Origin of the sequence: Enterobacter sp. PTB, assembly GCF_051130085.1 — a bacterium.
Lineage (GTDB): Bacteria > Pseudomonadota > Gammaproteobacteria > Enterobacterales > Enterobacteriaceae > Enterobacter > Enterobacter ludwigii.
This window is the reverse complement of the sequence record NZ_JBDKEE010000224.1, coordinates 1-207: the sequence shown is the minus strand read 5'-3', so window position 1 is coordinate 207 and position 207 is coordinate 1. Positions and strand designations below refer to the sequence as shown.

Below are 207 nucleotides of genomic sequence, written 5' to 3'. Positions count from 1 at the left end.
CGGAAGGTCAGAGGCACGGCGATAACCTGGAACGACTGGTGGAGGTCAAGTTTCCTGGCGATAAACTGACTGCGAGGCAATATAACGATTACATGCAGATTGTTGGCAGAGATCGTAGACGTATGACGATACTGGAGATCCACGACTGCCGCTCACAGGAGCAGCAGTGGAGCGATCAGGTGGTCAACGTGACGATGAAGGCCTGGA

Annotated in this window: 1 pseudogene; it reads left to right on the top strand. The window is 53.6% G+C overall.

From position 1 onward, the window contains the following. Nucleotides 1–207, top strand: a pseudogene (locus AAIR21_RS28315) (VRR-NUC domain-containing protein); the annotation flags it as partial.